The 25,707-nt window shown below is 61.7% G+C and carries 27 protein-coding genes and 1 riboswitch; of the genes, 14 read left to right on the top strand and 13 right to left on the bottom strand.

The features are described 5' to 3' along the window. The first annotated feature begins 74 nt into the window (after positions 1–74). Entirely contained in the window at positions 75–821 is a 747-nt protein-coding gene (locus DMY87_RS10720; protein ID WP_110791286.1) for a sulfite exporter TauE/SafE family protein, read from the top strand. On the opposite strand, the gene trmD is transcribed toward DMY87_RS10720, so the two are convergent. From trmD to ffh, 5 genes are all read right to left on the bottom strand, one after another. Next, on the bottom strand, positions 803–1,504 hold the full coding sequence (gene trmD, locus DMY87_RS10715; RefSeq protein WP_110791285.1) for a tRNA (guanosine(37)-N1)-methyltransferase TrmD: 702 nt from the start codon (positions 1,502–1,504) through the stop codon (positions 803–805). The genes DMY87_RS10720 and trmD overlap by 19 nt on opposite strands. 6 nt (positions 1,505–1,510) lie before the next feature. Beyond that, a complete protein-coding gene (rimM, locus tag DMY87_RS10710) occupies positions 1,511–2,089 on the bottom strand; it encodes a ribosome maturation factor RimM (RefSeq protein ID WP_110791284.1) in 579 nt (192 codons plus the stop codon). Positions 2,090–2,212: 123 nt separating this feature from the next. Then, complete coding sequence (gene rpsP / locus DMY87_RS10705; protein ID WP_110791283.1) at positions 2,213–2,587, bottom strand: 30S ribosomal protein S16; 375 nt, start codon at positions 2,585–2,587, stop codon at positions 2,213–2,215. A gap of 66 nt (positions 2,588–2,653) precedes the next feature. Next, a complete protein-coding gene (locus DMY87_RS10700; protein WP_110791282.1) occupies positions 2,654–2,974 on the bottom strand; it encodes a chorismate mutase in 321 nt (106 codons plus the stop codon). A gap of 11 nt (positions 2,975–2,985) precedes the next feature. Beyond that, a complete protein-coding gene (ffh, locus tag DMY87_RS10695) occupies positions 2,986–4,554 on the bottom strand; it encodes a signal recognition particle protein (protein ID WP_110791281.1) in 1,569 nt (522 codons plus the stop codon). 308 nt (positions 4,555–4,862) lie between these two features. On the opposite strand from ffh, the gene DMY87_RS10690 reads away from it, so the two are divergent. The 11 genes from DMY87_RS10690 (at position 4,863) to DMY87_RS10640 (ending at position 15,514) form a co-directional block, all read left to right on the top strand. Then, a complete protein-coding gene (locus DMY87_RS10690) occupies positions 4,863–5,948 on the top strand; it encodes an MBL fold metallo-hydrolase (protein ID WP_110791280.1) in 1,086 nt (361 codons plus the stop codon). 47 nt (positions 5,949–5,995) lie between these two features. After that, positions 5,996–6,116, top strand: a riboswitch (TPP riboswitch). A 92-nt stretch (positions 6,117–6,208) separates the two neighbouring features. Next, entirely contained in the window at positions 6,209–8,047 is a 1,839-nt protein-coding gene (gene thiC / locus DMY87_RS10685; RefSeq protein WP_110791279.1) for a phosphomethylpyrimidine synthase ThiC, read from the top strand. Continuing rightward, positions 8,044–9,027, top strand: coding sequence for a glycine oxidase ThiO (gene thiO / locus DMY87_RS10680; protein ID WP_110791278.1), 984 nt, complete (start codon positions 8,044–8,046; stop codon positions 9,025–9,027). The genes thiC and thiO overlap by 4 nt, the downstream gene beginning before the upstream one ends. Next, a complete protein-coding gene (gene thiS, locus DMY87_RS10675; RefSeq protein WP_110791277.1) occupies positions 9,024–9,221 on the top strand; it encodes a sulfur carrier protein ThiS in 198 nt (65 codons plus the stop codon). The genes thiO and thiS overlap by 4 nt, the downstream gene beginning before the upstream one ends. A gap of 1 nt (position 9,222) precedes the next feature. Beyond that, entirely contained in the window at positions 9,223–9,999 is a 777-nt protein-coding gene (locus tag DMY87_RS10670) for a thiazole synthase (RefSeq protein ID WP_110791276.1), read from the top strand. Continuing rightward, entirely contained in the window at positions 9,996–10,601 is a 606-nt protein-coding gene (locus DMY87_RS10665) for a thiamine phosphate synthase (RefSeq protein WP_110791275.1), read from the top strand. The genes DMY87_RS10670 and DMY87_RS10665 overlap by 4 nt, the downstream gene beginning before the upstream one ends. An 87-nt stretch (positions 10,602–10,688) precedes the next feature. Next, positions 10,689–11,597 (top strand): diaminopimelate epimerase, encoded by a 909-nt coding sequence (gene dapF, locus DMY87_RS10660; RefSeq protein ID WP_110791274.1) that lies wholly within the window; start codon positions 10,689–10,691, stop codon positions 11,595–11,597. Continuing rightward, the gene (gene mtaB, locus DMY87_RS10655; RefSeq protein ID WP_110791273.1) at positions 11,594–12,886 is read left to right on the top strand and encodes a tRNA (N(6)-L-threonylcarbamoyladenosine(37)-C(2))-methylthiotransferase MtaB; all 1,293 of its coding nucleotides are present in this window, start codon (positions 11,594–11,596) and stop codon (positions 12,884–12,886) included. The genes dapF and mtaB overlap by 4 nt, the downstream gene beginning before the upstream one ends. Positions 12,887–12,905: 19 nt before the next feature. Beyond that, on the top strand, positions 12,906–14,258 hold the full coding sequence (gene ftsY, locus DMY87_RS10650) for a signal recognition particle-docking protein FtsY (RefSeq protein ID WP_110791272.1): 1,353 nt from the start codon (positions 12,906–12,908) through the stop codon (positions 14,256–14,258). A gap of 27 nt (positions 14,259–14,285) precedes the next feature. Further along, positions 14,286–14,927: a septation protein A gene (locus DMY87_RS10645; RefSeq protein WP_110791271.1), complete on the top strand. Its 642-nt coding sequence runs from the start codon at positions 14,286–14,288 to the stop codon at positions 14,925–14,927. Beyond that, the gene (locus tag DMY87_RS10640; RefSeq protein WP_110791270.1) at positions 14,924–15,514 is read left to right on the top strand and encodes a DUF2585 domain-containing protein; all 591 of its coding nucleotides are present in this window, start codon (positions 14,924–14,926) and stop codon (positions 15,512–15,514) included. Before DMY87_RS10645 ends, DMY87_RS10640 begins: the two co-directional genes overlap by 4 nt. A 3-nt stretch (positions 15,515–15,517) precedes the next feature. Here the strand turns inward: DMY87_RS10640 and DMY87_RS10635 are convergent, their stop codons facing one another. From DMY87_RS10635 to ccmA, 5 genes are read right to left on the bottom strand one after another with little or no spacing between them, the layout of a single operon-like run. Next, complete coding sequence (locus DMY87_RS10635) at positions 15,518–16,108, bottom strand: DsbE family thiol:disulfide interchange protein (protein WP_110791269.1); 591 nt, start codon at positions 16,106–16,108, stop codon at positions 15,518–15,520. Further along, positions 16,105–16,284: a heme exporter protein CcmD gene (gene ccmD, locus DMY87_RS10630; protein WP_110791268.1), complete on the bottom strand. Its 180-nt coding sequence runs from the start codon at positions 16,282–16,284 to the stop codon at positions 16,105–16,107. The genes DMY87_RS10635 and ccmD overlap by 4 nt, the downstream gene beginning before the upstream one ends. Then, complete coding sequence (locus DMY87_RS10625) at positions 16,281–17,048, bottom strand: heme ABC transporter permease (RefSeq protein ID WP_110791267.1); 768 nt, start codon at positions 17,046–17,048, stop codon at positions 16,281–16,283. Before DMY87_RS10625 ends, ccmD begins: the two co-directional genes overlap by 4 nt. Positions 17,049–17,107: 59 nt before the next feature. Beyond that, on the bottom strand, positions 17,108–17,767 hold the full coding sequence (gene ccmB, locus DMY87_RS10620; protein WP_110791266.1) for a heme exporter protein CcmB: 660 nt from the start codon (positions 17,765–17,767) through the stop codon (positions 17,108–17,110). Further along, complete coding sequence (ccmA, locus tag DMY87_RS10615) at positions 17,764–18,411, bottom strand: heme ABC exporter ATP-binding protein CcmA (protein WP_110791467.1); 648 nt, start codon at positions 18,409–18,411, stop codon at positions 17,764–17,766. The genes ccmB and ccmA overlap by 4 nt, the downstream gene beginning before the upstream one ends. Before the next feature lie 274 nt (positions 18,412–18,685). Between ccmA and acnA the strand changes: the two genes are divergently transcribed. Continuing rightward, complete coding sequence (acnA, locus tag DMY87_RS10610; RefSeq protein ID WP_110791265.1) at positions 18,686–21,379, top strand: aconitate hydratase AcnA; 2,694 nt, start codon at positions 18,686–18,688, stop codon at positions 21,377–21,379. A gap of 179 nt (positions 21,380–21,558) precedes the next feature. Next, complete coding sequence (locus DMY87_RS10605) at positions 21,559–22,329, top strand: DUF1223 domain-containing protein (RefSeq protein WP_110791466.1); 771 nt, start codon at positions 21,559–21,561, stop codon at positions 22,327–22,329. Positions 22,330–22,597: 268 nt separating this feature from the next. On the opposite strand, the gene DMY87_RS10600 is transcribed toward DMY87_RS10605, so the two are convergent. The 3 genes from DMY87_RS10600 to DMY87_RS10590 are packed head-to-tail and all read right to left on the bottom strand — an operon-like array spanning position 22,598 to position 25,689. Continuing rightward, a complete protein-coding gene (locus DMY87_RS10600) occupies positions 22,598–23,230 on the bottom strand; it encodes a 2-dehydro-3-deoxy-6-phosphogalactonate aldolase (protein WP_110791264.1) in 633 nt (210 codons plus the stop codon). A gap of 4 nt (positions 23,231–23,234) precedes the next feature. Next, positions 23,235–24,164, bottom strand: coding sequence for a 2-dehydro-3-deoxygalactonokinase (locus tag DMY87_RS10595; RefSeq protein ID WP_110791263.1), 930 nt, complete (start codon positions 24,162–24,164; stop codon positions 23,235–23,237). 10 nt (positions 24,165–24,174) lie between these two features. Continuing rightward, positions 24,175–25,689, bottom strand: a complete 1,515-nt coding sequence (locus DMY87_RS10590; protein WP_110791262.1) for an aldehyde dehydrogenase (NADP(+)) — start codon at positions 25,687–25,689, stop codon at positions 24,175–24,177. Between the last annotated feature and the right edge of the window lie 18 nt (positions 25,690–25,707).

Genomic DNA, 25,707 nt, shown 5'->3' with positions numbered 1-25,707 from the left:
CCGCAGGGTGTTGCGCCTTGCTGGGCAAGGGTTCTGTCCCTAAGACTTGCCCTCCTGTTGGAGACAAAGCCTGCATGTCCATAACCATGATCGTCATCCTGTTCGTCGCGGGTTTCCTCTCCGGCGCTGTCAACGCGATCGCAGGCGGCGGTACGTTTCTGACCTTCGGTGCTCTTACCCTCGCCGGGTTACCGCCGATTGCTGCCAATGCCACCTCTTCGGTGATCCAGTTTCCTGGCTATATCACCTCGACACTTGCCTATCGGCGCGAGTTCAGGGGGCTCTGGCGTGGTGCTGTCCTGCTTGCGATCGTCTCGGCCATCGGCGCGGTCTGCGGCTCCCTGTTCCTGATCTCGCTGTCCAATCCGGCCTTTCGGTCAATGGTACCCTGGCTTCTCCTCGGCGCCACGGCGGTCTTTGCCGCCGGGCCGCAGCTTAGACCGAAGACTCAGGGCGAGGGGCACGCCGCAAGTCCTCTAGGACTGGGTCTTCAGGGTATCACGTCGTTCTATGGCGGGTTCTTCGGTGCCGGGATGGGCATCATGATGCTGGCCTCGCTCGGCCTTGCGAGCGGCGGCGACTATCATCGGCTGAATGCGCTCAAGAATTTCCTGTCGATCGTGATTGCGGCTGTCGCCATCATCATCTTTGCCAGTGCCGGGGCGCTGTCGTGGCTGCATGCACTGGTCATGATCCCGGCCGCCGCGGCCGGTGGCTATGCCGGTGTTGCGGTGGCAAAGAAAGTGCCGCCGGCCGTGCTTCGCTGGATGGTGGTTGCGGCGGGCCTGGGGCTTGTCGTCTATTACTTCGTTACCGGCTGAGCGGACACGTTCGCCAAGAGATCCGGTCGGCGCTCGCGGGTGAGTTTCACGGCCTGATCGTGCCGCCATTTTTCAATTGCGGCGTGATTGCCTGATGTCAGAACCTCAGGGATCTCGCGGCCTTCGAAGACCTGGGGTCTCGTGTAATGCGGATGCTCCAAGAGCCCGCCTTCAAAGCTTTCATGCACACCAGACAGCTGGTTCCCCATTACGCCCGGCAGGATGCGAACCACTGAATCCAGCAGCGTCAAGGCGGCAGGCTCGCCGCCGGACAGAATGTAGTCGCCGATCGAGACTTCTTCGAGCTGGCGGGCCTCGATAACGCGCTGGTCGACCCCTTCGAACCGGCCGCATACGATCATGACACCGTTACCGGCTGCAATCTCGCGAACACGCTCCTGCGTCAGAGGGCCGCCGCGCGGGCTCATCAGCAGGCGGGGTCTTCCATCGTCGGCTATGGAATCGATCGCGCGCGCCAGGACGTCCGGCTTCAACACCATGCCGGCGCCACCGCCGGAGGGCGTGTCGTCGACGCTGCGATGCTTGTCCTCGGCAAAGTCACGGATCTGCACCGCCTCAATGGACCAGTCGCCACGCTCCAGCGCGCGGCCGGCCAGAGCGTGGCCGAGATGGCCCGGAAACATGTCCGGATAGAGCGTCAGGATCGAAGCTTTGAATCCCATCTGAGATCAGCGGCCGCCATTGGGGCGGGGCTTGCCACCGCCAGCACCATAGGGCTTTTCTTCGCCGTCGTCCTTCAAGCCGGCAGCGATCGGATCGACCAGCAGGCGTCCGCCTTCAAGGTCGATTTCCAGCACGGCTGCTTCGGAAAAGGGAATAAGCACGGGGCGCTTGCCAGGACCCTTCAGTTCAAGAAGGTCGCCGGCTCCGAAGTCGTAAACGGCCGTTACTGCTCCGTAGTGATTGTTCTCGGCATCGTAGACTTCCAGGCCTTCGAGATCGGCATAGTAGAACTCGTCGTCGTCGAGATCCTCGTCGGGCAGCGCGTCCCGATTGACGAACAGTTCCGTGCCGTTCAGGGCTTCGGCGGCATTGCGGTCATTGATGCCACGGAAGCGAACGATCGCCACCGTTTTGCCGTCGCGGATCTCCAGGATCTCGAACTTTCGGCCATCCGCGCTGTAGAGTACGCCGTAATCGGCGAGCCCAAGCTGATCCTCGGTGAAGGTTTTCACCCGAACGTCGCCACGCAACCCCTGGGCGGCGCCAATGACGGCCATCAATATCGGATTTTCCAGCGTGCTCATGGCGATATGCAGTCCTGAAACAAGTTCTCGTTGCTTCACCCTTTTAGGCGGAACGTGGGGGAAAGAAAACGCAAAAACGGGCGGTGGGAGGCCCACCGCCCGCCTGAAACGATCTAAGATCGCTTATTCTGCAGCGGCTTCGGCAGCAGCGGCAGCGGCGTCAGCAATCTTCTGAGCCTTTTCAGCGGCGCGTTCCTGAGCCTTCTTGCCCGGCTTTGCCTTGTCCGGGTTGCTGCGAACTGCGCGCTCGGCCAGACCGGCTTCAGCGAGGAAGCGCAGAACGCGGTCGGTCGGCTGGGCGCCCTTGGCGATCCATTCCTTGATCAGGTCAGCGTTCAGTTCAACGCGCTTTTCGTTGTCCTTGCCGAGCATCGGGTTCCAGGAACCAACCTTCTCGAGAAAACGGCCGTCGCGCGGCGAGCGGGCGTCGGCAACAACGATCTGGTAGTAAGGACGCTTCTTGGAACCACCGCGGGCGAGACGAATCTTCAGGGACATGCACTTAACTCCTTGGTTTGTCATAAGGGCCGCCGAAGCATGCCCGTTTTCTTGTTGAGGCCGCCGTCAGGCGGTCTTTTCGGTTGCACCGCCATGTTCGGCGGCAATGGCTTCATGATGCCGGATGACTTCGGTGATGATGAAGTTCAGAAACTTCTCGGCGAAATCCGGATCCAGATGCGCATCCTGGGCCAGGCGGCGCAGGCGGGCGATCTGGTATTCTTCACGCGCCGGGTCGGCCGGCGGCAATTCGTGGGTGGCCTTCAGCACACCGACTGCCTTGGTGCAGCGGAAACGTTCAGCCAGCATGTGAACCAGCGCCGCGTCGATGTTGTCGATCGACTGGCGATAGCCGGAAAGCTGTTCCTTGACGGTGGGATCGATCATCAAAGCTCTCCTCACTTCTTCTTCGGCAGGCCGGGAAGACCGGGGAAGCCGCCACCACCGAGGCCGGGAAGCTTCGGTGCACCCAAGCCAGGCAGACCGCCGCCGAGACCCGGCAGACCGCCGGGCTTGATGCCGGCTGCTTCCGCCTGCTTGGCGAGCGCCTCGAGCTGCTTCGGGTCCATCTTCGACAGATCCGGCATGCCCATTCCGCCGCCCATTCCACCGAGGCCCATCTTGGAGGCAAGGCCGCCCAACATCTGCTTCATCATGCCGCCGCCCTTCTTGCCGCCCATGGCCTTCATCATGTCGGCCATCTGGCGATGCATCTTGAGCAGCTTGTTGATGTCGGAAGCATCCGTGCCGGAGCCGCTCGCAATGCGCTTTTTGCGGGAGTGCTTGAGGATATCGGGATTGGCGCGTTCGGCCTTGGTCATTGAGGAGATGATTGCGAGCTGGCGCTTGAAGACCTTGTCATCGAGCCCGGCGGCGGAAATCTTGTCCTTCATGCCGGCCATGCCCGGCATCATGCCCATGATCCCGCCCATGCCGCCCATGGCCTGCATCTGCTTGATCTGCTCGGCGAGGTCGTTGAGGTCGAACTTGCCCTTGGCCATCTTCTCGGCCATGGCGCGGGCTTTTTCGGCATCGATATTTTCGGCGGCCTTTTCGACCAGCGAGACGATATCGCCCATGCCGAGGATACGGTCGGCGATACGGCGGGGATGGAACTCGTCGAGTTCCGTCATCTTTTCGCCGACGCCGATCAGCTTGATCGGCTTGCCGGTGACGGCACGCATCGACAGGGCTGCACCGCCGCGGCCATCGCCGTCCATGCGGGTCAGCACGAGACCGGTGATGCCGACGCGTTCGTCGAAGTTGCGCGCGAGATTGACGGCGTCCTGGCCGGTCAACGAGTCGGCAACGAGCAGGATTTCATGTGGCTTGGAGCGGGCCTTGATCTCGGCCATCTCGATCATCAGCGGCTCGTCGATATGCGTACGGCCGGCGGTATCGAGAATGACGATGTCATGACCGCCGAGCTTCGCGGCCTGAACGGCGCGGCTGGCGATATCGGTCGGAGACTGGCCGGCAATAACAGGCAGCGTGTCGACGCCGGTCTGCACGCCAAGCTGGCGAAGCTGTTCCTGGGCGGCCGGACGACGCGTGTCGAGCGAGGCCATCAGGACCTTCTTCTTCTCGCGATCCGTCAGGCGCTTGGCGATCTTGCCGGTGGTGGTCGTCTTACCCGAACCCTGCAGGCCGACCATCATGATGACGACGGGGGCTGCGGCATTGAGGTCGATGGAGACACCTTCCGTGCCGAGCATCTCGACCAGTTCGTCATGGACGATCTTGACGACCATCTGCCCGGGCTTGATCGACTTCAGAACCGCCGCACCGACAGCCTTTTCGCGGACCTTTTCGGTGAAGGCGCGGACCACTTCGAGAGCGACGTCAGCTTCGAGAAGGGCACGACGGACCTCGCGCAGAGCGGCCGAGACATCCGCCTCGGACAGTGCGCCACGGCCGGTCAGTCCATTCAGAATGGATCCAAGTCGGTCCTGGAGGTTCTCAAACATCGGCTCTTCCTTGCATGGTCAGGGGAAACCCAAACCTCGGTCTTCTCCACGCGGAAAACAAGACGCAAAGCCAAAAAGCACCCGAGGGCGCATCGCGCTGTCGGGTGTTGACCTCCGGGATCTCTTTACACCTTTTCGGGTCCCGGTCGGCGGCTCGGAGTACTCGTCTCTTCGCAGATTGCGGCGGATAAACAGGAAAACAGTCTGGAAGTCAAGCGAACTCCCGATTTTGCGGCATTCCGAGCCCGTTTGGCGATCTGCAACAGGCCTATTGTCGTAGAATTGACGAAACCACATATGGGTAAGCCATGAACAGACGCAGCTTTCTCAAATGGTCGGGCTTCGGGCTCGTTGCCGCAACGCTGGGAGGTCTCGGCATGCGCGAAGCGCAGGCGGGCAATCGCTACTATTCTGGTCCCCTCTCGGATCATTTCGACGGCAAGGTGTTCTTCAACCCGGGTGGGGAAGAGCCCCGCGGCTTCACCGATCTGCTCCGCTGGCAATTCGGTGGGGGCAAGATCGACTGGCCCAAGGCGGTGGCGACAGCGAATTTCGTCACGACCAAGCCGGAACCGCGCGTCGAAGGGAGCCGGCTTGTTGTCACCATGGTCGGCCATGCGACCCTGCTCATCCAGACGGCGGGCCTCAACATCCTGACCGATCCGGTCTGGTCGGAACGCGCAAGCCCGGTCTCCTTTGCCGGGCCGAAACGCAACAATCCACCCGGCGTTGCCTTCGACGATTTGCCGAAGATCGACATCGTGATCGTGACGCACAATCACTACGACCACCTCGACATCGCGACCCTGAAACGTCTGATCGAGCGGGACAGCCCGCGCCTCGTCACGCCCCTCGGCAACGACACGATCATCCGCAGCGATGTGCCTCAGATGGAGGCAAGCGTCATGGATTGGGGTGACCGGATCGAGATTGGCAATGACGTCATTATCCATTGCGAGCCCTGTCACCACTGGTCGGCGCGCGGCATGGGCGACCGGCGGATGGCGCTCTGGGCGGCCTTCGTCCTGGAAACGCCAGGCGGCAAGATCTACCATATCGGCGATACCGGTTTTGCGGACGGAATCCACTATCGCGAGATTCGCGAGACGCATGGCGACATCAGGCTCGCCATCATGCCGATCGGTGCCTACGAGCCGCGCTGGTTCATGAAGGCGCAGCACCAGAACCCGGAGGAAGCGATCGCAGGCTTCGGTTTGAGCGGTGCGGCTTTCGGCATCGGCCACCACTTCGGCACCTTCCAGCTGACCAATGAAGGCATTGATGATCCGCCGAAGGCGCTTGTAGCGGCTATGTCCTCGGCAGGCGTCGGAACCGAGCGCTTCAAGGGCTTGAGACCCGGCCAACAGTTCGAGGTTCCGCGTGCGATTGCCTGAGCGTCACGTTCCGCGTTGACAGCGACCACGCTTTTGACCACACTTCACGCATTCACCAGGGGTGTCCCGACAAGGGGCTGAGATATCGCTACGCCACAATGGCAGCGCGGTGACCCGTTGAACCTGATCCAGTTCATACTGGCGTAGGGACGGTGCGAGCGCTGCAAAAACGACGATTCGAACACCCGAATCCCGTGGCGTCTTTCCATCATTCCGGCTGACATGACTGGGTCTCCAACCTGAACACTTGGAGCTCCACGATGAACATTGCCCCTGATTTCAACAGGCCCGACGTCACCACCGGGCCGCTTCCTGCCTCGACCAAGATCTTCTTAGCAGCAGACATCCATCCGGACATTCGCGTCCCCCTGCGCCAGATAGCCCTGCACCCGACCTCCGGCGAAGCGCCTGTGAATGTCTATGACTCCTCCGGCCCCTATACCGACCCGCAGGCGACCATCGCCATCGACCATGGGCTTGCCCGCCATCGAACGGCCTGGGTCGAAGCGCGTGGCGATGTCGAGACCTATGACGGACGCGATGTAAAGCCTGAGGACAACGGCTTCGTCTCGCTGGAAAAGATGACGCCGGTGTTTCCCGTGAATCATCGCCCGCTTCGCGCCACGGGCGGCAAGGCCGTGACGCAGCTTTCCTATGCCCGTGCCGGCATCATCACGCCGGAAATGGAATATGTGGCCATTCGTGAAAACCTTGGCCGAAAGGCTGTAAGGCAAGCGCTCGTCCGCGACGGCGAAAGTTTTGGCGCCGCGATCCCCGATTATGTGACGCCCGAATTCGTCCGGCAGGAGATCGCGCTGGGACGGGCGATCATCCCCGCCAACATCAATCATCCGGAACTGGAGCCGATGATTATCGGCCGGAACTTCCTGGTCAAGATCAACGCCAATATCGGCAACTCGGCCGTCACGTCCTCCATGGCCGAAGAGGTCGAGAAGATGGTCTGGGCGATCCGCTGGGGTGCCGATACGGTCATGGATCTCTCGACAGGCCGCAACATTCACAACATCCGCGACTGGATCATTCGCAATTCGCCGGTTCCGATCGGCACCGTGCCGCTCTACCAGGCGCTGGAAAAGGTCGGCGGCATTGCAGAGGACCTGACCTGGGAGGTCTATCGCGACACGCTGATCGAACAGGCCGAGCAGGGCGTCGACTATTTCACCATCCATGCCGGCGTTCGACTGCATTACATCCCGCTGACCGTCAACCGCGTCACCGGCATCGTCTCGCGCGGCGGTTCGATCATGGCCAAGTGGTGTCTGCACCATCACAAGGAGAGCTTCCTCTACGAGCATTTCGAGGAGATCTGCGACATCTGCCGCGCCTACGATGTCTCCTTCTCGCTGGGCGATGGCTTGCGCCCCGGCTCGATTGCCGATGCCAATGATGCCGCCCAGTTTGCCGAACTGGAGACGCTGGGCGAGCTGACCAAGATTGCCTGGGAGAAGGATTGCCAGGTGATGATCGAGGGTCCCGGTCATGTCCCCATGCACAAGATCAAGGAGAACATGGACAAGCAGCTGAAGACCTGCGGTGAGGCCCCCTTCTATACGCTGGGGCCGCTCACGACGGATATCGCTCCCGGCTACGACCACATCACCTCCGGCATTGGTGCCGCGATGATCGGCTGGTTCGGCACGGCCATGCTCTGCTACGTCACTCCAAAGGAGCATCTGGGGCTGCCTGACCGCGACGACGTTAAGGTCGGGGTGATCACCTACAAGATTGCGGCCCATGCGGCGGATCTTGCAAAGGGGCATCCGGCAGCACAGCTGCGCGACGATGCGCTGTCCCGTGCCCGCTTCGAATTCCGCTGGGAAGACCAGTTCAACCTGTCGCTCGACCCGGAGACGGCTCGATCGATGCATGATGAGACGCTGCCGAAGGAGGCGCACAAGGTCGCGCATTTCTGCTCGATGTGCGGGCCGAAATTCTGCTCGATGCGCATCTCGCATGACATCCGCGCCGAGGCCCAGAAGGAGGGCCTGACCGCCATGGCGGAGAAATACCGGGCGGGCGGCGATCTCTACATGACGGCAGACGAGGTCGCAGCGCTGGAGACGGGAGAAAGGTCATGACCGTTCTGGTAAAAGGCGCCGGTGTCGCGGGGCTCGCGACGGCCCTGGAACTGGCGCGCAGGGGTGTCTCCGTCGAGGTCGTGGAGCGCCGGCCCGATATCGGGCTTGGCGCCTCCCATTGGGCGGGCGGCATGCTCGCTCCCTATTGCGAGCGGGAGGCGGCGGAAGAGATCGTGCTGACATCAGGTCTTGCCGCCGCCGACTGGTGGGACGAGGCCGTGCCGGGTCTCGTCCAGCGCCGAGGCACGCTCGTGCTGGCCAATCCCCGCGATCTTGCCGACCTCAAGCGCTTTGCGACGCGCACGCGCGGCCATCGCTGGCTAGGCGAGGAAGAGATCGCAGAACTTGAGCCGGATCTCGCAGGGCGTTTCAGCTCCGGCCTCTTCTTCTCGGAAGAGGCGCATCTCGATCCGCGCCAAGCCTTGCGCGATCTTTTTCAGGCGGCCCGGCAACTGGGCGTCTCCTTCCGCTTCGGGGAGGAGGCCGGCGATGCGGGAGGCTATGCGAGCGTCGTGGATTGCCGGGGGCCGCAGGCGATCGGTGGGATCGACGGATTGCGCGGCGTGCGCGGTGAGATGCTTTATTTGGAGACGGGTGACGTCACGCTCTCTCGTCCCGTCCGCCTCCTGCATCCCCGCCACCCCCTCTACATCGTGCCGCGCGGCAACGGGCTGTTCATGCTGGGCGCGACCATGATCGAGACGGAGGATGACGGGCCGATCACCGCACGTTCGATGATGGAGCTGCTCAACACAGCCTATGCCCTGCACCCGGCCTTTGCCGAGGCGCGCATCGTGGAACCCGGCACCGGCATCCGCCCGGCTTTCCCGGACAATGTGCCCCGCCTCATCGATACCTCCGAAGGTCTGGCAGTCGCCGGCATGCACCGCCACGGCTTTCTCCTGGCTCCAGCACTGGCGCGTGAGGCGGCAGAGAGGCTGACGACCTCAAACGCATCTGAGAGAAGGAGGAGCGCATGAAGCTCACCGTCAACGGAGAAACCCTGGAGCTCGATGCCGGCAATCTCGCCGATCTGCTCGCCAAGCTCGACTATGAGGGCGACTGGCTGGCCACCGCCGTCAATGGCGACCTAGTGCACCGCGAGGAGCGCGCCGCCCATCCCTTGAAGGAGGGCGACCGGATCGAGATCCTTTCGCCCATGCAGGGAGGCTGAGATGGCCCTGGAACTCTATGGCAAGACCGTCTCCTCACGCCTCTTGCTCGGCACCGCGCGCTACCCCTCGCCCGCAATCCTGGCGGAGGCCGTGCGGCGCTCGAAGACCGAGATCGTCACCGTCTCGCTGCGCCGAGAAACCGCGGGCGGCAAGGCGGGCGGCGCCTTCTTCCAGCTGATCCGCGATCTCGGCGTTCACGTCCTGCCCAACACCGCCGGCTGCCACAGCGCCCGCGAGGCGGTGCTGACGGCGAAGATGGCACGCGAGGTCTTTGGCACCACCTGGATCAAGCTCGAGGTGATCGGCCATCACGACACGCTGCAGCCCGACGTTTTCGAACTGGTGGAAGCGGCAAAGATCCTTGTGACCGAAGGCTTCGAGGTCTTCCCCTATACCACAGACGATCTGGTGGTCGGGGAAAAGCTGCTTGCCGCCGGATGCCGCGTGCTGATGCCCTGGTGCGCCCCGATCGGCAGCGCAATGGGGCCGCAGAATCTGCCGGGGCTCAGATCCATGCGGGCGGAATTCCCCGACGTGCCACTGATCGTCGATGCGGGCATCGGTCGCCCGTCCCATGCGACTGAAGTGATGGAACTCGGCTATGACGCCGTGCTGCTCAACACCGCCGTCGCCAGCGCGGGTGATCCGGCTGATATGGCCGAGGCCTTTGCCAAGGCGATCGAGGCAGGACAGATCGCCCATCAAGCCGGCATGCTGGAGCCGCGCGACATGGCCGTGCCGTCAACACCCGTCATCGGAAAGGGCGTCTTCGCATGAAGCTCGATCCCTTCTACCTGATCGTCGACAGCGCCGACTGGATCGAACGGCTTGTGCCGCTGGGGGTCAAGCTGGTGCAGCTGCGGATGAAGGACGCCGAGGAAAGCGTGCTTCGCCAGCATATTCGACGCGCCCGGCAATGCAGTGCCGATCATGGCTGCCAGCTCATCGTCAACGACTTCTGGCAGATCGCCATCGACGAGGCCTGCGACTTCGTGCATCTGGGACAGGAGGATCTGGCGACGGCAGACCTCGCAGCCATCCGCAGCGCGGGCCTCAAGCTTGGCCTCTCGACCCATGACGAGGCCGAACTCGAAACGGCGTTGGCCGCCAAACCTGACTATGTTGCCCTCGGCCCGGTCTATCCGACGATCCTGAAAAAAATGCCCTGGGCGCCGCAGGGCCTGGAACGACTGACAGTGTGGAAGGAAAAGATCTGCCCCCTGCCCCTGGTCGCGATCGGCGGCCTCCGCCCCGACCGTCTGCCTGGTGTCTTTGCAGCAGGTGCTGACAGCGCCGCGGTGGTCACCGACATCACGCTCAATGCCGATCCTGAGGCGCGAACCCGGGAATGGCTTGAAGTGACCGAACCATGGCGTTGACCATGCATGCGCGGTTTTGGTCGCTCCACTGGTAATTCGGCTGCATTTCCGCCATATAGGCTGAAAATGCAGCTTTCTGGAGTGACGATGTCGGATCGGGTCGAATTCGCGAGGATGAACGGGCTTGGCAACAAGATCCTGGTCGTCGACATGCGCGGCCGCACCGACCGGGTGACGCCGGCTGCCGCCATCGCGCTTGCCGCCGACCCGGCGACCGCCTTCGACCAGATCATGGCGATCCATGATCCCAGGGTCGACGGCACCGACGCCTATATCGACATCCTGAATTGCGATGGCTCGAAGGCGCAGGCCTGCGGCAACGGAACGCGCTGCGTGGTGCAGGCGCTCGCCGCCGAAACCGGCCGCAAGAGCTTCACCTTTCAGACCATTGCCGGCATTCTGAACGCCGTCGAGCATCCGGACGGCACGATCTCCGTCGACATGGGCAAGCCGGTCTTTGCCTGGGACAAGATTCCGCTGTCGGAAGAATTCCACGACACCAGCCGCATCGAGCTGCAGATCGGGCCGATCGACGCGCCGATCCTGCATTCGCCCTCGGCCATGTCGATGGGCAATCCGCATGCCGTCTTCTGGGTCGATCGCGATCCGATGACCTATGACCTGGAACGCTTCGGTCCGCTCCTGGAAAACCATCCGATCTTCCCGGAAAAGGCCAATATCACGCTCGCCCAGGTCACCTCGAAGACGACGATGATCACGCGCACCTGGGAGCGCGGCGCCGGTCTGACGCTTGCCTGCGGCTCTGCTGCCTGCGCCGCCGGCGTCTCTGCTGCGCGCACCGGTCGCACCGAGCGCAAGGTGACGATCACGGTGGCGTCGAGCCCCAATCGCGGCACGCTGACCATCGACTGGCGCGCCGACGACAAGGTCGTCATGACCGGCCCCGCGGAATGGGAGTGGTCCGGCACGGTTGATCCGGTGACCGGAAGCTGGCAGCGCGATGTGAGCGCCGATGCAGAGGCCGCCACCCTGTGACCTCCGCGCGACAAGGCGCCGTCGAGGTCATCACCTTCGGCTGTCGCCTGAACACCTATGAATCCGAGGTCATGAAGGCCGAAGCCGCCAAGGCCGGCCTCGACAACGCGATCCTCGTCAACACTTGTGCGGTCACCTCAGAGGCCGTACGCCAGGCTCGTCAGGCGATCCGCCGGGCGCGCCGGGAAAACCCGGAAGCCCGTATCATCGTCACCGGCTGCGCTGCCCAGACGGAAGCGCAAAACTTCGCTGATATGCCTGAGGTGGACGCCGTCCTTGGCAACGAGGAGAAGCTGAAGGCCGAGCACTATCGCCGCTTGCCGGATTTTGGCGTATCGGCGGAAGAGAAAATCGCCGTCAACGACATCATGAGTGTGACCGAGACAGCACCGCAGATGGTGGCGCATATCGACGGTCATGTGCGCGGCTTCCTGCAGGTGCAGAATGGCTGCGACCACCGCTGCACCTTCTGCATCATTCCCTATGGCCGCGGCAATTCGCGCTCCGTGCCCATGGGCGCCGTCGTTGAGCAAGCGCGCAAGCTTGTCGAGAACGGTTATCGCGAAGTGGTGCTGACCGGAGTGGACGCCACGAGCTATGGCGCCGATCTCCCAGGCACGCCGACGCTTGGCCTTCTCGCCAAGACGCTTTTGAAGCAGGTGCCGGAGATTGTGCGGCTTCGCCTCTCCTCGATCGACAGCATTGAGGTGGACAGTCATCTCTTCGACCTGATCGCTGACGAGCCGCGTTTCATGCCGCATCTGCACCTGTCGTTGCAACACGGCGACGACATGATTCTGAAGCGCATGAAGCGAAGGCATTCGCGTTCTGATGCGATTGCCTTTGCCGAACAGGTCCGGCGCCTGCGCCCCGGCTTTGCCTTTGGCGCCGATATGATCGCCGGTTTCCCGACGGAGACCGAGGAGATGGCGGCAAACTCGGCGCGCCTCGCCGAGGAAATCGGCATCGCGCACCTGCATGTATTCCCTTACAGCCCGCGTCCAGGGACCCCGGCGGCTCGCATGCCGCAGCTTGACCGGGCGCTCGTCAAGGCGCGTGCCGCAGAGCTTCGGGCCGTGGCCGAAAGATTGCAGGCTGTGCATCTGGCTTCGCATGTCGGCACCCGCCAGAAGCTGCTGGTCGAGCGCAACGAAATGGCGCATACGGAAGACTTCACCCTCGTCGCAGCGCCCGGCATGAAAGCCGGCAGCCTCGTCGAGGTCTCGATCGGCGGCCACACCGGCCGCCATCTGACGATTGCATCGGCAGCGGCAAGCGCGGCTGCCTGACAGACGGAATAGAGTGACCATGGCCCTCGGCTTCATCAAGAAAGTCTTCACCTTCGGCAAGGAGAAGCCGGCAGAAACGCCTGCAGTGCCGGCGGAGCTGACAGCCGAGGAAAAGGCTGCGATCTCGACCGAAAGCGAGCCGAAGGGTCGCGACGAAGATTTGCCTTTGGCCGAAGATCCGGTTCTCGCAGAAGAAATGGAAACGGCCGGCGGGCCGGCGGATGATCTTTCTCCCGAAGATCTCTCCATGGTGCCACTCGAAGTGCTCGAAGCAGAAGCCGAGGAAGAGAAGGCCGAAGTTCAGGCAGTGTCAGCCAATGAGCCGGAAGCAGAAGGTGAATCTGCGGCCGTTTCGGCTTCAGCATCGGAGCCCATTGTCCCCGTTCTGCCCAAAGGTTTCGCGGCGGCTGAGGCGAGAGCTCCGGAGCCCGAAGCCCCAGCGCCTGCGGAAAAGCTGAGCTGGTTCCAGCGCCTGAAGGCTGGCCTCTTCCGCACCTCCTCGCAGCTGACGAGCCAGATCACCGCGCTCTTCACCAAGCGCAAGCTGGACGATGAGACGCTGGAAGAACTGGAAGACCTGCTGATCCAGGCCGACCTCGGGGTCGAAACGGCACTCCGCGTCACGGACACGCTGGCCTCCGAGCGCTACGGCAAGGATGTGACCGGCGAGGACGTGACCAAGATCATGGCGACAGAGATCGTCAAGGTGCTGAAGCCGGTCGCCAAACCGCTGGCACTCGATCTCAGCCACAAGCCGCATGTCATCCTCGTCGTCGGTGTGAACGGCACCGGCAAGACGACGACCATCGGCAAACTCGCCGCCAAGCTCTCGGGCTCGGGGCTAAAGGTAATGCTCGCCGCAGGCGACACCTTCCGTGCCGCGGCTATCGAGCAGCTGAAGATCTGGGCGGACCGCACCGGCTCCACCTTTATCGGTACCAAACTCGGCGCTGATGCCGCAGGCCTCGCCTACGAAGCCTTCGAGAAGGCCAAGGCTGACAAGGCCGACGTCCTGATCATCGACACCGCCGGCCGCCTGCAGAACAAGGCGGAACTGATGGCGGAACTGGAAAAGATCGTCCGCGTTCTCGGCAAGCTCGATCCGGATGCGCCGCATACCGTGCTGCAGACGCTCGACGCAACGACAGGCCAGAACGCCCTGCAGCAGGTCGAGATCTTCCGCAATGTGGCGGGCGTCAACGGCCTGATCATGACCAAGCTCGATGGCACGGCGCGCGGCGGCATCCTGGTTGCCATCGCGGCCAAGCATAAGCTGCCCGTCTATTTCATCGGCGTCGGCGAAGGCATCGACGACCTTGAACCCTTCGAGGCGGAAGACTTCGCCAGCGCCATTGCCGGCATCGCGCGCTGAGCGCCGGAAATTTGAGGGAACGACATCATGTCGGATACATCCACCGATACCCACGCTTCCAAGGCTGACAAGCAGCATCCGCTGCTGAAGATGGCGCTCGAGCTTGGACCGTTGATGGTCTTCTTCTTCGGCAACCTGCGTGGAGAATGGCTGTCACGCACCTTTCCCGAACTGACGGCGATCGGCGGACCACTGCTGATCGCGACCGCTCTGTTCATGGTGGCGACGGTGATCTCGCTTCTGGTGTCGAAGATCGTCTTCAAGCATCTGCCGGTCATGCCGCTAGTATCCGGCGTGGTCGTGATGGTCTTTGGCGGCCTTTCCATCTGGCTGCAGGATGAGACTTTCATCAAGATGAAGCCGACCATCGTCAACACGCTGTTCGGTGTCGTGTTGCTCGGCGGCCTCGTATTCGGAACTTCTCTACTCGGTTATGTCTTCAATGCGGCGTTTCAGCTTGATGCTGAGGGCTGGCGCAAGCTTACGCTGCGCTGGGGTGTCTTCTTCCTCTTCCTCGCGGTCCTGAACGAAGTCGTCTGGCGCAATTTCTCCGACGATGTCTGGGTCAGCTTCAAGGTCTGGGGCACAATGCCGATCACCATTCTTTTTACATTGGCGCAGATGCCGCTGATCATGAAGCACTCTCTGGAAGACAAGGAACAGAAATGATCGACACCGCCAGCCAGACGGACAGCAATTCCACCACCCGCTTCTGGCTGATCGTGACAGGTGTCATCATCCTGATCCAGATCGTCTCTCAGTATCTGATGGGTCGCATCTGGATCTGTGAATGCGGCTACGTGAAGCTCTTCGAAGCGGGCGTGAACACCCCAGGCAATTCGCAGCACCTGTTCGACTGGTACACGCCGTCTCACATCATACACGGCTTCCTGTTTTATGGCTTGGGTTGGCTTGTCCTTCGGAAGAAGCCGCTTACAGCGAAACTCGCACTCGCGGCCCTCATCGAAGCGGGATGGGAGATCCTCGAGAATTCACCCATCGTCATCGACCGCTATCGCACGGCGACGATGGCGGTCGGCTATACCGGCGACAGCATTCTGAATTCCGGGATGGACATGGTTTCCATGATCGCCGGTTTCTTCTTTGCGGCCCGCGTACCGGTCTGGCTGACCGTCGTCATCGCACTCGGCTTCGAGGTGATCACGGCATTCGTCATCCGCGACAATCTGACACTCAATGTCCTGATGCTGGTCTGGCCGATAGAGGCCGTGAAGACTTGGCAGGCTGCGCTCTGACGATCAGGAGCCCTTCAAGGCCTTTTCGATTGCCGGCATGAGCTGAGTCTGGAAGGTGTCCGGATCGAAGGGGCCGACCTTCTTATAGAGGATCGTTCCGTCGGGGCCGACAAGATAGCTTTCCGGGATTCCGTAGACGCCCCAGTCAATCGCTGCCTTGCCGTTTGGATCGACCCCGATCGCGGCATAGGGATTGCCAAGTTCGCCAAGAAAGCGGAGCGCGTTGTCGTTCCGGTCCTTGTAGTTGATCCCGACCACGTTGACCCGAGGGTCTTTGGAAAGCTCAAGCAGCATTGGATGTTCCTGGCGGCAGGGTACGCACCAGGAGGCGAAGACGTTGACCAGCGTCAGCTTGCCGGAGATCGCCGTTGTGGTCAGCGCTGGCCGCTCAGAACCGTCGAGTGCGGTGAGTTGGAGCGGCGGCGCCTTCGTGCCGAGCAAAGCCGATGGGATCTCTGAAACGTCCCGGCCGGATTGAAGCTGGGTCATGAAGATCGTGGCAAGGCCCGCAAACAGGACGAGCGGCAACGCTGCGATCAGATAGCGTCCCCGTCCCTTTGCGCTGGAAACGTGCTGCTCGGATTCTTCAGTCATGCTTTGCTGTCCTGCGCGGAAGATGGTTGCGCGGAGCGACGGCGAATACCCTGTGCCTCAAGCGCCTTCAATTCGGCCTGACGTGCCCGACCATCGAGATAGACCCAGGTCGTCAAGCCGAAACAGATACCTGCCGTCAGAAGATAGGAACCAATGACGTAAAACGCGTGGCTCATGCGGCGTTCTCCCGGCCGGCCAGGCGGGCGGCCAATCGCCGCTGCGCCCCGATCCGGCGGCGCCAGATTTCATTGCGCATAGCCATCATATGCAGCGTGAAGAAGAGGAGGGTGAAGGCCAGGGCCATGATCAGCAACGGCCAGAGAAATTCCGGATCAATGGTCGGTCCATCGAGACGCATGACGCTCGCAGGCTGGTGCAGCGTATTCCACCATTCGACCGAAAACTTGATGATCGGGATGTTGACGAAGCCGACCAGGATGAGCACCGAACTGACGCGTGCTGCCTTGGAGGGGTCGTCCATGGCGCGGTTCAGCGCGATCAAGCCGAGATACATCAGGAAGAGCACGAAGACAGAGGTGAGGCGGGCATCCCAGACCCACCATGTTCCCCACATCGGCTTGCCCCAAAGAGAACCGGTAATGAGTGCAATCAGGGTAAAGGCTGCGCCAAGCGGTGCGGCGGCTTTGTGGCTGACATCGGCCAGCGGATGGCGCCAGACCAGCGTTCCGATCGCCGAGAGCGCCATCACGGAATAACACATCATCGAGAGCCATGCGGCGGGCACATGCACATACATGATGCGCACCGTGTCGCCCTGCTGATAGTCCGTCTCCGATGAGAATCCGAGGTAGAGCCCTAAGACGAAAAGCAACACGGTCGTTCCGGCAAACCAGGGCAGGATTTTCCCGACCAGCGCAAGAAACCGCGTGGGGTTGGCGAGATCGCCGATTTTGGTGATGGCAAGGCTGTTGTCGGTCATGTCCCGTTCTAGCGTGTCTCTACTTCCCCTGCAATTGATCCTGGTCAATCCGGGTTGGCTCAGTCAGCCGAGTTTCGCAAGGCAGCAGCGGCGCCAACGGGGCCGATCACGGCGAAGAGAAGGGTGATGGCCGTCAGAAACAGGAATGGAGGCATGAAAGGCGCGGGATCTTCCACGGCCGCATAGGATGCGCTCACTCCGAAAATCAGGATCGGCACGGCCAATGGCAGGACCAGGATCGAGACGAGGAGGCCGCCGCGGGGCAGGGCGACAGCCACGGCAGCACCCGCCGCGCCAATAAAAGTGATTGCCGGTGATCCGACCAGCAGGGTGAGCATCACGGCACCAATGGCAATTTCATCCATGTTCATAAAGAGACCGAGGAGGGGAGAGGCAAGGACAAGTGGGAGCCCCGTTGCCACCCAGTGGGCGAGGCACTTGATCAGAATGGTCAGCACCAGCGGCGTCTCCTGCATCAGCAGAATATCGAGGGACCCATCGTCGCGCTCTGCCTGAAACAGGCGATCGAGCCCGAGCAGGGCTGACAATAGTGCGCCGATCCAGACGATGGCCGGGCCGATGCGGGACAGGAGATTAAGATCCGGTCCGACCCCGAAGGGTATAACGGCGACCACCGTGGTGAAAAAGAGGACGCCCACAAGGGTGCCGCCCCCAGCGCGAACCGAGAGCTTCAGATCCCGGAGGAAAAGCGCCATCATGCGGAATACTCCGTGTCGACGCCATCGAAGCCCAACATTTCCAGTGTCTGCGCGCCTTCCATGCCAAGCGGCTGATGCGTGGCGGCAATCACGATGCCCCCCGCTTCGCGGTGACCCTTCACGAGGTCTTCGAACATCGCATCCGCTCGGCGATCAAGGGCTGCGGTTGGTTCATCCAGAATCCAGATCGGTCGATACGCGACGAGAAGCCGCGCCATGGCGAATCGGCGCTGCTGTCCGGCCGAGAGATAACCATACGGGAGATGGGTGATCCCACTGAGCTCTACGGCATCTGCCGCCTCTTCGATATCGAGGCTTTGTCCTCCCTCGATGTCACCCAGGTAGGATTTCCAGAAAGCAAGATTTTCCGCGACTGTCAGTTCCCGCTTCATGCCGTTCCGATGACCAAGATAGTGGCTGAATTCCCCGGCCGGGCGGGCCTCTGCATCCATGTCCGACAGGCAAATGGCGCTACCTGTTTCCGGGCGTAACAGACCGGCGACGACGCGCAACAAGGTTGATTTTCCCGAGCCGTTCCGGCCTGTCAGGACCAAGGCATCCCCGGAAGCCAACGTAAAGGAAACATTAACAAAAATCAGATCCTCCCCCCGGCGCGCCGAGAGGCTTTCGGCTTCGAGCCTGATCATGGTCGCTTTCCGGCAGGATGAGGCCTGCCTCATAAAAAATCTTGTTTTCGCCCTTTGTCGGTCTGGCACCTTTCTTAGAAATTATCTATAAGACCTGCAACCACGCCAGCGGCCGGCGTGAAGTTCATCCTTGTGCCGAACTTGTAGATCGTCGAAAGCGATTTCCACGGGCGGACAGCGGAAATGGTCGTACCCGCATCCTGATGTGCATGAAGTGCATAGGCGTCCGCACGAATGTGTTGGCTATCAGAATCAAGCGGGGTTTCTATCCGTGGCTAAATCTCTCGACAGCTTCAATTGCCGGTCGGTCCTGACCGTCGACGGCAAGGACTATGTCTATTACAGCATCCCGAAAGCCGAAGCGAACGGCCTTGCCGGCGTTTCAAAGCTTCCCTACTCGATGAAGGTCCTTCTCGAGAACCTTCTGCGCAACGAGGACGGTCGCTCCGTCACCAAGGCCGACATCGAGGCCGTCGCCGCATGGCTCGTCAACAAGGGCCTGACCGAAGCCGAAATCGCCTATCGCCCGGCTCGCGTTCTGATGCAGGACTTCACCGGCGTTCCGGCCGTTGTCGACCTCGCTGCCATGCGTGACGGCATCAAGAACCTCGGCGGTGATCCGGAAAAGATCAATCCGCTGGTTCCCGTCGACCTCGTCATCGACCACTCGGTCATCGTCGACGAGTTCGGCACGCCGACCGCCTTTGCCCGTAACGTTGAACTCGAATACGAGCGCAATGGCGAGCGCTACCGCTTCCTGAAGTGGGGCCAGCAGGCATTCAAGAACTTCCGCGTCGTTCCCCCGGGCACGGGCATCTGTCACCAGGTCAATCTGGAATACCTCGGCCAGACCGTCTGGACCAAGGATGAGGACGGCGAAACGACGGCCTACCCAGACACCTGCGTCGGCACGGACAGCCACACCACGATGATCAACGGTCTGGGCGTTCTGGGCTGGGGCGTTGGTGGTATCGAAGCCGAAGCCGCCATGCTCGGCCAGCCGGTCTCCATGCTGCTGCCGGAAGTCATCGGCTTCAAGCTGACCGGCAAGGTGAAGGAAGGCGTCACCGCGACCGACCTCGTCCTGACCGTCGTGCAGATGCTGCGCAAGAAGGGCGTTGTGTCCAAGTTTGTCGAATTCTTCGGCCCCGGCCTCGATTCGATGTCGCTCGCCGACCGCGCAACCATCGGCAACATGGGCCCGGAATACGGTGCAACCTGCGGCTTCTTCCCGGTCGATGGCGAAACCATCAACTACCTGACCATGTCGGGCCGTACCAAGGATCGCATCGCGCTGGTCGAGGCCTATTCCAAGGCACAAGGCATGTGGCGCGAAGGGGATGGTTCGGACCTCGTCTTCACCGACACGCTTGAACTGGATCTCGGTGACGTCGTGCCGTCGATGGCCGGCCCCAAGCGTCCGGAAGGCCGCCTGCCGCTCGAAACCATTGCGCCGAACTTCGCAACCGCACTCGAAAACGACTACAAGAAGCCTGGCCAGCTGAACAATCGCTTCGCGGTTGAAGGCGCCGACTATGACATCGGTCATGGCGATGTCGCCATTGCGGCCATCACCTCGTGCACCAACACCTCGAACCCGAGCGTGCTGATTGCGGCAGGGCTTCTGGCACGCAATGCCGTCGCCAAGGGCTTGAAGACCAAGCCATGGGTGAAGACTTCGCTGGCACCGGGATCCCAGGTCGTCGGTGAGTATCTGGCCAAGTCTGGCCTTCAGACGTCGCTCGATGCCCTGGGCTTCAATCTGGTCGGCTTCGGCTGCACCACCTGCATCGGCAATTCCGGCCCGCTGCCGGCTCCGATCTCCAAGACGATCAACGACAAGGGCCTGATCACTGCTGGCGTCCTGTCGGGCAACCGCAACTTCGAAGGCCGAATCTCGCCTGACGTCCAGGCCAACTACCTGGCGTCGCCGCCGCTGGTCGTCGCCTACGCGCTCGCTGGCACGGTCCAGAAGGACCTGACGACCGAGCCGCTCGGTGAAGACCAGAACGGCAACCCGGTCTATCTCAAGGACATCTGGCCGACCTCGCATGAGATTCAGGAATTTATCCTGAAATACGTTACGCGCGAACTCTACGAGTCGAAGTATGCCGACGTGTTCAAGGGCGACGCCAACTGGCAGGCCGTCCAGGTACCCGCCGGCCAGACCTACGCATGGGACGACAAGTCGACCTATGTGCAGAACCCGCCTTACTTTGTCGGCATGGGCAAGAGCGGTTCCGGCCTCAAGAACATCAAGGGCGCCCGCGTCCTCGGTCTCTTCGGTGACAAGATCACCACCGACCACATCTCGCCGGCCGGCTCGATCAAGGCAGCCTCTCCGGCAGGCGCATACCTGACCGACAATGGTGTCGCGGTTGCCGACTTCAACCAGTACGGCACGCGTCGTGGCAACCACGAAGTGATGATGCGCGGTACCTTCGCCAATATCCGCATCCGCAACCACATGCTTGGCCCGAACGGCAAGGAAGGTGGCTACACCATCCACTATCCGTCCAAGGAAGAGCTGTCGATTTACGATGCAGCGATGATGTACAAGCAGGAGGGCGTTCCGCTCGTCATCTTCGCCGGTGTGGAATACGGCAATGGCTCGTCGCGTGACTGGGCTGCCAAGGGCACCAATCTGCTTGGCGTCAAGGCGGTCATCGCGCAGTCCTTCGAGCGTATCCACCGTTCGAACCTCGTTGGCATGGGCATTGTGCCCTTTACCTTCGAGGACGGCACCAGCTGGGCTTCACTGAACCTCAAGGGTGACGAGATTGTCACGATCGAGGGTCTCGAAGGCGAGATCAAGCCGCGTGAGAAGAAGATCGCCAAGATCACCTACTCCGACGGCACCGTGAAGGATGTCCCGTTGCTCTGCCGCATCGATACGCTCGACGAAGTCACGTATATGAACAATGGCGGCATCCTGCAGACCGTTCTGCGCGACCTCGCTGCCTGACATTTTTTGATTGTACATGCGAGGCCGCCGGGCAACCGGCGGCCTTTTTTGTATCTGGGCGTCTGGAGGTGGCAGTGACGAAAGTTTCACCCCATCGTGACTTTGCGCATGGGGGCTAAGGAGCTATCAAGTGCACCACTAAGGTTGAAGCCCAAGTCAGACAAATGCTGCAGGTGAACATGCAACCCGTTTCGAAGTGCCAGCGGATCTACCGTGCCACGTGCCTAGCGTTACTGCTGGCGGTGTCGCCGTTCCAGGCGCAGGCCGGGACCTTTGTTCAGCCGAAAGGCGTAATCGAGCTTTTCACCTCGCAAGGATGCCGCTCCTGCCCGCCTGCCGACCGTGCTTTCGAGCAATTGGTGCGCCAGGGCGATGTTGTCGCCCTTTCCTATCATGTCGACTATTGGAACTACCTGGGCTGGGCTGACACATTGGGAACGGCCGAGAACACGGATCGCCAATATGCCTATGCCAAGACGTTCGGCCGTAGCGGTGTTTATACACCCCAGGCGGTCCTGAATGGGCGAGACCACCTCAAGGGAACCGACTCCGCCGAATTGAACCGGCGGCTGGATGGGATGCAGGCTTCCGGGCAGGGCTTGGTGGTGCCGGTCAAGGCGTCGCAAAACGGCGACCAGCTGTCTATCTCGGTGGGCAGCGGCACAGGTAAGGCGAATGTCGTCGTGGTCTATTTTCGTGAGCACCAGACGGTAGAAATGCTGAAGGGCGAAAATGTCGGAAAAAGCGTGGATTATTGGCACAGCGTAACCGATGTGCAGACCGTCGGCATGTGGAATGGCGAGCCGATCGATATCACCTTGCCCGCGCGAGTGATCAGTTCCGATAAGAGCGACGGATGTGCCGTATTGCTTCAGAGCGCCGACGAGGAGGGGAATCCTTCCGGCATCGTTGGTGCAACCGTCATGAAAGGGCGGCCGACAAATTTCTGATGTGAGGGGAAACCTGGTGTGGTCCGGCCCGAAGCACTGGGGGGCTGGGGGTAAGGGGTCAATGCGCCTGACCGGACCGTTTTGGCGCACCGCGCCAACCAAGTTAGTTATACTTTATCGCAAAAAACGGCGCGCGTTTGTTCAAAATGCGGCCTGCGCAAAATATCTGCTTCGGTGCGTGACAAATGTCACAGTGACTGTCCGCGCAAGACAACAAAAAACGCCGCCGGGTGTTCCCGACGGCGCCATATGCTGGATCGAACTTCGGTCAGTTCAGTAGCGCATCGTAGGCCGCAACAGCCTTGACGGCTCTCTCGCCGATGACGCTGGACGAATCGCCTGGCTTGTACAGGCTTGAGCCGAGGCCAAATGCACGAACGCCCACCTTCCAGTAATCCGAAAAATTGGTTTCCGAGACACCACCCACCGCGCCAATCGGCAGCTGCGGCGGAAGGATGGCCTTGATGGCGGAGATGCCGCCTGGGCCGAGTGCGCTGGCGGGAAAGAACTTTAGCGCCGCAGCGCCGCTCTTGGCGGCAAGCAGAGCCTCCGTGGCCGTAAAGACCCCCGGCATGGTGACCATGCCGTGGCTGACTGCACGACGGATCACGTCGGGCTCGACATTGGGGGTTACAAGAAGATTGCCACCAACCCCATGCAAACGGTCGACCTGGGCAACTTCAAGCACCGTGCCTGCGCCGATCAAGACATTGTCCGGTGCCAGCTTCCGCGCCTTTTCAATCGACTGGAAGGGATCGGGCGAATTGAGCGGGACCTCGATCGCTTCAAAGCCGGCATCTACGAGGACGTCCACGGCAGACTCGATTTCTTCGGGTTTGATGCCACGCAGGATGGCCACCAGATTGCGGCGAAGGGACGGCCAGGCGACGGAGGATGTCATCGTTCTATTCCTTGAATTCGTGGTCGAACAGCGAAATGGCGCAGGCCAGCAATCCACGGCGGACCAGCAGTCCGCCATCCAGCATGATGGCCTCGCCACCGGCTCTCGCAATCGCGCGGGCATAAAGGCGGGTCAGTTTGCCGGTGCCGATCAGATAGGCTTTTCCGTAGCGCTTGAGATCCGACTGAATCGCAGCAATTTCTGCGCCGATCAGCAGTCCCGATAGGCGCGCCGTCGCATTGGTCTTCGTGCCTTGCGAGAGCAAGCCCTCGGCCCGGATGGAGAAGAGGGTTGATGTCAGGGCAAAACCCGATGCCAGGGCGGCATCCACCGCTGCGTCGAAAATGTCTGGATCGGCTTCGGCATCACCATCTTCTGGTACGGACATCCGCAGAATCGATTGCCGGCTAATCAAATGGAAGAGCTCGCCCGTCATCACGGTCGAGAAGCGGCTGATGTGTCCGTTTTCAACGAGGGCCCACTTTGAATGCGTGCCTGGCAGGCAAAACAGGGCATTGTCCAGGCCTTGCTCCAGAGCTCCTGCGAGCTGTGTTTCCTCGCCTCGCATAACATCATAATGGCCATCTTCACGCTGGCAGACGCCTGGCAGAATATATACGGGACGGCTGGCACCTTCCGGGACGACAGCGTGCTGGAAGAGGCCGATCAAAGGGGCTGGCGTTGCCACATAGGGCGCCTCACGCCAGCCCGTGCGTGCACCGGCCATGCCGGCAATGACCACGGGCAGGTCTTGCGCGGCTTCGAGGGCCGAAAGATGGCCCTCGAGTATTGCGGGATAGGCTGTGCGGTCCAGGCCACCCATGCCTTCTGCCGATTGCCGCTCGGCGAGGACCGCGCCCTGGCTGTCGACCAGCCAGAGGCGGAGATTGCTGGTACCCCAATCGACCAGGGCGGCGAACGGCTTTGCGGGCACTGCGTCTGCCTCAGGCCAGATCGACCGGCAGCAGGGCTGCCGGAATGTCCTGGAAGCAGACCGGCCGCAGGAAGCGACGGATCGACAGCGTGCCGACCGAGGTCGCTCCAAAGTTGGTGGAGGCCGGGTAGGGGCCGCCATGCACCATCGAATCCGCCACTTCGACACCGGTCGGGAAGCCGTTGGCGAGCACGCGGCCAGCCTTGCGCTCCAGGATCGGCATCAGCCGCTTGCCGAGCGCCTCGTCACCCTCGGCGAGATGGATCGAAGCGGTGAGCTGGCCGGAAAGGCTGCGGGCCATTGCAACCATTTCGTCTTCGCTATCGGCAATCACGATCAGGCCGAGCGGACCGAACACTTCTTCGCCGAGCACGTGGTTGTCGAGCCAATCCTTGGCTGTGGTCTGGAACAGGTAAGGCGTGGCATTGCGCAGGTCACAGGTGGAGGTGAGAACCGAGCGAACGCCTTCCGTGCCGGCGATCCTGGTTGCACCCTTGCGATAGGCGTCAGCGATGCCGTCGGTGAGCATGGTCTGCGGGCCGACAGCCGAGAGGGCTTCCGTCGCCGTTTCGACATACTTGTCGGCGTCGGCGCCCTTGAGCAGCACGACGATGCCTGGATTGGTGCAGAACTGGCCGGCTCCCATGGTCAGCGATCCAACCCAGCCCTTGGCAATGGTCTCGCCCCGGGTGGCGATTGCCTTGGGCAGCATGAACATCGGGTTGACCGAACCGAGCTCGCCGAAGAAGGGGATCGGTTCCGGACGCTGAGCGCAGAGATCGAAGAGTGCGCGACCGCCGCCAAGCGAGCCGGTGAAGCCGACAGCCTTGATCAGCGGATGCTGAACGAGCGCCTGACCGACGTCACGGCTGCCGCCATGTACGAGCGAGAAGACGCCCGGATGGACGCCTGTGCGCTTGATCGCGGCATCGATGGCGGACGCCACGATTTCACCGGTGCCCGGATGGGCATCGTGTGCCTTGACGACGACCGGGCAACCAGCGGCGAGCGCGGCAGCCGTGTCACCACCGGCCGTGGAGAAGGCGAGCGGGAAGTTGGAAGCACCGAACACGGCAACCGGGCCGATCGGGCGCTGGATCATTTTCAGGTCCGGGCGTGGCAGCGGCTTGCGGTCGGGCAGGGCTTCGTCGTGGCGACGGTCGAGATAGTCGCCGTTGCGGATATGGGCGGCGAACAGGCGCAACTGGCCGACCGTGCGGCCACGCTCGCCGATCAGGCGGGCTTCCGGCAGGCCGGTTTCCTGAGAGCCGATTTCGGTGATGGCGTCACCGCGTGCGTCGATTTCTTCGGCGATTGCTTCGAGGAAGGCGGCGCGTTCATCACGGGTCGAGTAGGCGTAGGTTTCAAAGGCCTCTTCGGCTGCCTTTGCGGCCTGGTCGACCAGTGCGGGTGTACCCTTCGAGAAGGTGTGAGACGCGCCCGTTGCGGGTGACGAAGCAAAGGTATCCGTGCTGGCAATCCAGTTGCCGGCGATCAGGTGTTTTCCAGTCGGCGTATAGGCCATGGGAGGGGCCTCCTTTTT

Source organism: Peteryoungia wuzhouensis, assembly GCF_003205195.1.
GTDB classification, from domain to species: domain Bacteria; phylum Pseudomonadota; class Alphaproteobacteria; order Rhizobiales; family Rhizobiaceae; genus Allorhizobium; species Allorhizobium wuzhouense.
This window is presented reverse-complemented; position numbering and strand designations above follow the sequence as displayed.